7 protein-coding genes and 1 pseudogene are annotated in these 6,098 nt (G+C 44.6%); 3 read left to right on the plus strand and 5 right to left on the minus strand.

Annotation, left to right across the window (positions count from 1 at the left end; all coding sequences use genetic code 11):
- Positions 1 to 143: 143 nt before the first annotated feature.
- Positions 144 to 1,214, minus strand: a complete 1,071-nt coding sequence (locus BUB44_RS03150; RefSeq protein ID WP_073163128.1) for a YncE family protein — start codon at positions 1,212 to 1,214, stop codon at positions 144 to 146.
- Between the two features lie 29 nt (positions 1,215 to 1,243).
- Between BUB44_RS03150 and BUB44_RS03155 the strand changes: the two genes are divergently transcribed.
- The 3 genes from BUB44_RS03155 to BUB44_RS03165 all read left to right on the plus strand — a co-directional run bounded on the left by BUB44_RS03155 (position 1,244) and on the right by BUB44_RS03165 (position 2,340).
- Positions 1,244 to 1,618: an IS1182 family transposase gene (locus BUB44_RS03155; protein ID WP_073163130.1), complete on the plus strand. Its 375-nt coding sequence runs from the start codon at positions 1,244 to 1,246 to the stop codon at positions 1,616 to 1,618.
- A 20-nt stretch (positions 1,619 to 1,638) separates the two neighbouring features.
- The gene (locus BUB44_RS03160) at positions 1,639 to 1,920 is read left to right on the plus strand and encodes a hypothetical protein (RefSeq protein ID WP_131821571.1); all 282 of its coding nucleotides are present in this window, start codon (positions 1,639 to 1,641) and stop codon (positions 1,918 to 1,920) included.
- 204 nt (positions 1,921 to 2,124) lie between these two features.
- Positions 2,125 to 2,340, plus strand: coding sequence for a hypothetical protein (locus tag BUB44_RS03165; RefSeq protein WP_073163134.1), 216 nt, complete (start codon positions 2,125 to 2,127; stop codon positions 2,338 to 2,340).
- Between the two features lie 117 nt (positions 2,341 to 2,457).
- Here BUB44_RS03165 and BUB44_RS03170 read toward each other — a convergent pair whose 3' ends face one another.
- The 4 genes and pseudogenes from BUB44_RS03170 to BUB44_RS03190 all read right to left on the minus strand — a co-directional run bounded on the left by BUB44_RS03170 (position 2,458) and on the right by BUB44_RS03190 (position 5,827).
- Positions 2,458 to 2,904 (minus strand): hypothetical protein, encoded by a 447-nt coding sequence (locus BUB44_RS03170; RefSeq protein WP_131821572.1) that lies wholly within the window; start codon positions 2,902 to 2,904, stop codon positions 2,458 to 2,460.
- Between the two features lie 259 nt (positions 2,905 to 3,163).
- A complete protein-coding gene (locus BUB44_RS03175) occupies positions 3,164 to 3,814 on the minus strand; it encodes an ATP-binding protein (RefSeq protein WP_242655816.1) in 651 nt (216 codons plus the stop codon).
- Between the two features lie 31 nt (positions 3,815 to 3,845).
- Positions 3,846 to 4,187 carry a hypothetical protein gene (locus BUB44_RS03180; RefSeq protein ID WP_073163137.1) on the minus strand — a complete coding sequence of 114 codons (342 nt, stop codon included), beginning with the start codon at positions 4,185 to 4,187 and terminating at the stop codon, positions 3,846 to 3,848.
- 393 nt (positions 4,188 to 4,580) lie between these two features.
- Positions 4,581 to 5,827, minus strand: a pseudogene (locus BUB44_RS03190) (IS110 family RNA-guided transposase).
- Between the last annotated feature and the right edge of the window lie 271 nt (positions 5,828 to 6,098).

The following is a 6,098-nucleotide window of genomic DNA, read 5'->3' on the forward strand; positions in this document are numbered from 1 at the left end:
GGTATATATTTCAAAACTCCCGGGTGCTATTGAGGGGCAGAACCAGCACAAAATGGCGCCCAGCGGATGAAACGCCTGGGCGCCAGGTGGACAATTTCGGGGAAACCAGATGGCCCGAATTGTGGCGGTAATTATAGAAATTTTTATTTGGCCGTTACTATAAATATGGGTCTCTCTCCCAATTTAATTTCATGAACTATTTTGCTGTCCCTTAAAACTAATAACCTTTCATTCACATGATCACATACGACTATTTCGTTATTATTAAATGCTATATCCCCCGGGTGATATGCATTATGAATAACCTTGATAACTTTGTTTTGATCGGGATCAATCAACGAAATTGATTTCCCCGACATATTATCAATATTATAGTGTGTCACGTATAAATATGTTTTGCCGCCAATTTCATTTTTATATAATCTCCATGGGTAATTATCACTAAGTTTAATTTTTTTAATCATCGTAGAATCATTTTTCTTCCACTCCACTGCATATATAAAAGGATCTCCTGACAAGCCATTTATAAGATATATCGTATCGCCAATAACTTCGATAGATGATGCTTTAAAATTTAGTGGTATTGATCTGATGAGAGAATAATTATCCAGATCGATGACATCTATTTTATTCTTATATTTATCCTTATCGGGCACCCATGAACTTATAATCATTTTATTATCTTTTGCAAAGGAAATATCTTCTATTTCACCATTGTAAGACAAATATCTTTCAACAGTATCATTTTCCGTATTAAAAACAGTTATAAAATTTTTATTCATAAAAAAAATATGGCCAACATATGCCTTGCCATTATAATCATTATATTTAACAATTCTAGGCAGTGGGTTTTTTAATTCTATGTACTTGATTATTTTACCATTTTGAAGCACTGCTACTGCTTTGCCGGCTTTGGAGAGATTCCCCCTAATTGCTACATATATTTTACCATCCCTTACCGGAGCCATATTCCAGCCGCCATTAACCCTTACTTTATTTAAAATTTTATAATCTTTGCCAGAAATATAAAATACATATCTGGAAGGTGTTATGCAATAAATGTCCTTTTCTTCACCCATTATAACTTTATCATTGTTTGATAAATCCCTATGAATATGAATGTAAAATGGATCCCTATGAATGGAATAAATGTAATAAAAGTACGCAGAAATTACCAGGATTATAAAGACAACAGGTAAAATTTTTCTGGTCATGACAACTTCACCTTTAAATAGATTGGTCTATGAACAAGCCATATAAACCTTACGACCCAAACCAAATATACCTGTTTCCGCCGTCGCCCCAGGAATGGTTACCCCAAGATCGCCTGGTTTACTTTATCAGCGACCTTGTTGATAACCTGGACATGACACCCCTGTACCGGGAATACGAAAAGGGTACCAGGGGTCAACCACCATACCACCCTGCTTTAATGACCAAGATACTCTTTTATGCGTACTGTCGCGGGATATTCTCCTCCCGGAAGATTGCCGCTCACCTTTATGAAGATGTGGCTTTTATCGTGCTGGCAGGTGGAAACAAACCGGATTTCAGGACTATTAACGAATTCCGGCGGCGGCACATCAAATTGCTACCGGGCCTTTTTGTCAGATTTTGAAGATCTGTGAAAAAGCCGGGTTGGTAGGGCTCAAACACGTCTGCCTGGACGGTACCAAAATTAATGCCAACGCTTCCAAACACAAAGCCATGAGCTATGACCGGATGAAAAAAGAAGAACAAAAGCTTGAAAAAGAGATCAAGAAGTTGTTGGAAAAGGCCAACCACATAGATCTCAAAGAAGACAAGCAGTTTGGCCGCGACCGGCGCGGCGATGAGACCCCTGCAGAACTGGCATACCGGGAAACCCGGCTGGCGAAAATCATGGAAGCCAAAGCTGCCTGGAAGCCGAAGCAAGGTTAGCAAAAGAAGAAGAAGACGACGAAAAGAAACGTACTGGGAAAAATGATCCCCCAACAACACCTCCCCGGGGCAGGGTAAAATACGTCAAAAAAACAGGTGAGCCGGACGATAAGACACAGCGAAATTTTACCGACCCGGAATCCAGGATAATGAAGAATGCCGATAAGGCATTTGTCCAGGCCTACAACTGCCAGGCAGTAGTCGATGCAAAAAACCAGATTATTGGCAGCCGATGTAACCAACCAGGCGGCGGATAGCCAGCACCTTCCCATGATGATGGAGGAAACAAAAGAAAATACCGGTCGTTATCCCAGAGAGCTTTCACCCGATGCCGGCTACTTCAGCGAAACAAATCTTCAATGGTTGAAGGGTAAGATTGACGCGTATATCCCGGGAGAAAGGGTCAAACATAACGAATAGTCTGACCAATTTTGGTTCGGAGCTTTCTTCTCATGCGCTCAGGCAACGGTAAATCTACCGGGATTCTGCCCTTAGGTGCCGGTTCAAGTGGCTACTCCTGTGTCTTACTTATATTATTTAGAATAATTCTATGTTCTCAATATGAAATGTACCTTCTTTTGTCTGCCATCTAATAATTAAGTAAGCATTGTTAATCTCATCCAACGTGATCTTTTTACTATAATTATCGGTCTTGTTACTAATAGAACCCAGTTTAAGTGGTGAATGTAACAACCAATCACCAGTATATGCGGTTTTAAAAACCTTCTGATCTCCTAAAAAAAAATCTAAATAAAGTTGTTTTACATCCTTGTTATTTCCTAGATAATAAAGGCTTCCATGACCAAACTCCGTTCTTTGCGGCATTATTTCGATGGTAAAATTTTCAACTTTCCAATGTTTACTATTTCCTTTCATAACGACATAATAATAATATACCTCTTTTTCTTTTTTTAAAAAAATGAAATTAAACACATTGGTAAGCAACAAAATTGTAATAAATACAAAATACATACTTCTTTTCATAACAGAATGCACCCTTAATAGTGTGGTTTTGTTAAGCCCGTTTACCTCCTGCTTGTGTCAAAGTTACCCGCCATGGTAATCAAAAAGGGAACCACCCCTGGGCATAAAAATCCTCTTGAACTAATACTGTCTTCTGTTAAATATAGTAATTTTTTTAAGAGCGAATTCACATTCCCATCGTGATTATGTTCGTTAAACCGACGGCCAGGAACCGGATTTATTCAGTTCTCACCCGGGAATCCACGCGAAAGTCGGCTAATTACCCGGTCACGGAAGAAGCATCTTTTGCGCCCTGCCGCCTGAGACTTTCCCGGAACCGGTAGCTTTCCCCGTTAAGTACCAGGATGTATGCCCGGTGGGTCAGCCGGTCGATCAACGCAGCTGTTAGCCGCTCATCGCCAAAAAGCTCCACCCACTGGCCGAATTCCAGGTTTGTAGTAATGATTATACTGCCCCGTTCGTACCGGGCGGCAAGCACCTGGAATAAAAGCTGGGCGCCTAACTGGTCAAAAGGAACGTAACCCAATTCATCCTGAACCACAAGGTCATATTTCAGCCACTGGCGTATAAAGCGGTTCAAGCGATTTTCCTGGTAAGCGGCTCTCAGTTCGTTGACCAGTTCGGGCACAGCGAAGAAACGCACCCGGTAGCCCTGCCGGCAGGCTGCCATGGCAAGCCCAATGGCCAGGTGGGTTTTACCTAGCCCGTGCCCATGTTCCAGAGGAGCCGGTAGCTTAAGCTGCCGTAAAGGCAGGGTATGCAGCACATAGTTGGGGTTTTGCTTGAGCAGTGGCAGGCAGTGGGTATAGCAGGTGACGGTCCTCTTTCGCTCATAGCAGACCTGCCGTAATTTGACCACAAAGCGCTCCTCGATGCGGTTCTGGTTGGCCGTAAAGTTGTTCCTTGGCAACCACTTGCCACCATACCGGCAGTGCCCGGCCTCAGGTAACCACTCCGGCTACCCGTGCCTGATGGGCACCATCATGAAGGTCCGTCCAGTCAACGGCTACGAACACCCGTTCCTTTGCCCCCACTATGGCTCCAGCCAGCGGGCGTGCGCATTTATCCACCTGCAGCCGACGGTTGCCCCAAAAATGGTCTACTCTCTTGATGCGGTGCTTCTCCGCCGCCGGCCCGGGTAAGGCCCGTCCTAAAGATGCTACCCCTAGCCGGGGCAAGCGTAAAAGTCCATACACCAGCACCGCCAGGGTTTTCACTTGGGTCTTGTGTATTCCGGCCAACCATGTTATAAATAAAGCAACAAACCGATTGAGGCCCATCAAGGATTCTCCCCCTGTGCTGTTTTTGCCCTTTAACAGCTATTATTCGGGGGAGAATCCTTTTTTCCTGCCCTTTTCGCTTAATATCTCCTTCTAAAAACTGGGGATCACTCAGGGTCCCCACCGTTAATGGTCAACCGGGCTCCAGCCATTTCATAACGCCGGGCCACATAGCTGGAGTCCTTGCACCTACCAAGTAATTCAATCAGACCTTTAACGAAAACGAAAAGAAGGACTGCACCCACTATTTGGCGAATATTTAACACGAAAATAACCCAACCAAACGATCTTCATCAAGTAAATAAGCCTGCCAGGTAGGGCGTAAAAAGGCAATAATAAACTAGCAGATGCATGAACCTACATCAGCCAGGTTAATCCTTCTTGAGGGTGTAACTGTTAACCGACCTGGGCGACTTCCCTTACCTCGAGCCCCAGCTTCCGGGCCTCAGCAATAATTTTTTTGATCCGAAATCTTTCTTGTTTTTGTTTGGCTTTCTCAAATGCAGTTTCGTCGTAGTCTGTACCGTTTTTTAATAAGTTGTAAATAATCACCAGAAGCTTTCTGGCCAGAGCGATAAGGGCTTTCTTGGCTCCGCGGCGTTGCTTGACCTTCCAGTACCAGGACGATAAATAGCTGTCGCGTACCCGGGTGATGGACCAGGCAACTTCGCAAAGAATCCGCTTTAGATAGGTGTTGCCTTGGGTGGTACGAGTGGACTTTTTTTTCCTGCACTTTCATTATTGCCGGGGCTTAAGCCCGCCCAGGAACAGACATGTTCCGCAGTTTTAAAGCGGCTCATATCGATGCCGATTTCCGCCAGAATAGCGGCGGCAGCGGTTTTGTCAATACCCGGGATACCGTCCAGTTGCTCCAGTTGTCTTTGGTATTGATTAAGCTTTTCCTCCAGCTTTTGTTCTACCTGGCGAAGATGCTCGTAGTGCTGATCCAGCCAGCCCAGCAAAAGTTTGAGGAACTCCCTTTGGTGAACATCCATTTTACCATTGACAACCTGCTTGATTTCCGGGAGCTTGCACTTGGCACGACCCTTTACCAAAGTCTCTACTTCCCGGGCGGTTATCTTCCCGTAACGGCAAAGGTGATCCATAATCGCCCGGCCTGATACCCCGAAGATATCGGTGAGAAAGGTGGAGAGCTTGAAACCGCAGCTTTGTAAGTGCTTTTCGATGCGGTTCTTTTGCGAGGCAATCTCTTCGATAATACTTTTGCGGTACCGGGTTAGATTACGGAGTTCCCGGATAGGTTTGGAGGGAATAAAACTTCCTTCCAACAATCCGGCGCGTAAGAGGTTGGCTATCCATTCAGCGTCCTTCATATCGGTCTTCTTACCGGGAACGTTTTTCATGTGCCGGGCGTTGGCTACAATCAAAACCATACTGCCATCAAAGGCTTCTTCCAGGACGTTATATACAGGCTGCCAATAAATCCCGGTGCTTTCCATGGCCACATGGCGGCAGTTCTCCGCTTCCAGCCAGGCTTTCAGTTCATCAAGTCCGGCAAGAAGGGTGGAAAAGGTACGAATGGTTTTTGTCGGTTCCTCGCCAATATTGCCTTTTAATAGGCAGGCAACCACAGTATCTTTATGGACGTCCAGACCACAACAGGTTTCTAAAATGTCTTGCATGAGCTTCCTCCTGCTTCATTGGATTTCAGGGATGATTGCCCGAGAAAGAAAGAAGTTTAACACCCGTGCTGTTCCCAGGTCCTTAAGAACGAGGGGCGACAATTGGCTGTGCTCAAAGGCAATCAGGTTAGGTTAGCACTCGAGGTTATACCATCAAAATGTACTCAACCTTTGTCCCTGATAATTCCAATGTAGCAGAAAATCAGGCTGTTGTAATCACTTCTTTCTATTTTCATGATTGGTTGTGCCTTCAAGGCATGGCCGGTTAGCA

Origin of the sequence: Desulfofundulus australicus DSM 11792, assembly GCF_900129285.1 — a bacterium.
In the GTDB taxonomy this organism is placed as follows: Bacteria; Bacillota; Desulfotomaculia; order Desulfotomaculales; family Desulfovirgulaceae; genus Desulfofundulus; species Desulfofundulus australicus.

Bases quoted from the DNA above. Each gene is read 5' to 3' on its own strand.
- BUB44_RS03150 (WP_073163128.1), bottom strand. From the start codon at position 1,214: ATGACCAGAAAAATTTTACCTGTTGTCTTTATAATCCTGGTAATTTCT.
- BUB44_RS03155 (WP_073163130.1), top strand. From the start codon at position 1,244: ATGAACAAGCCATATAAACCTTACGACCCAAACCAAATATACCTGTTT.
- BUB44_RS03165 (WP_073163134.1), top strand. From the start codon at position 2,125: ATGCAAAAAACCAGATTATTGGCAGCCGATGTAACCAACCAGGCGGCG.
- BUB44_RS03170 (WP_131821572.1), bottom strand. From the start codon at position 2,904: ATGAAAAGAAGTATGTATTTTGTATTTATTACAATTTTGTTGCTTACC.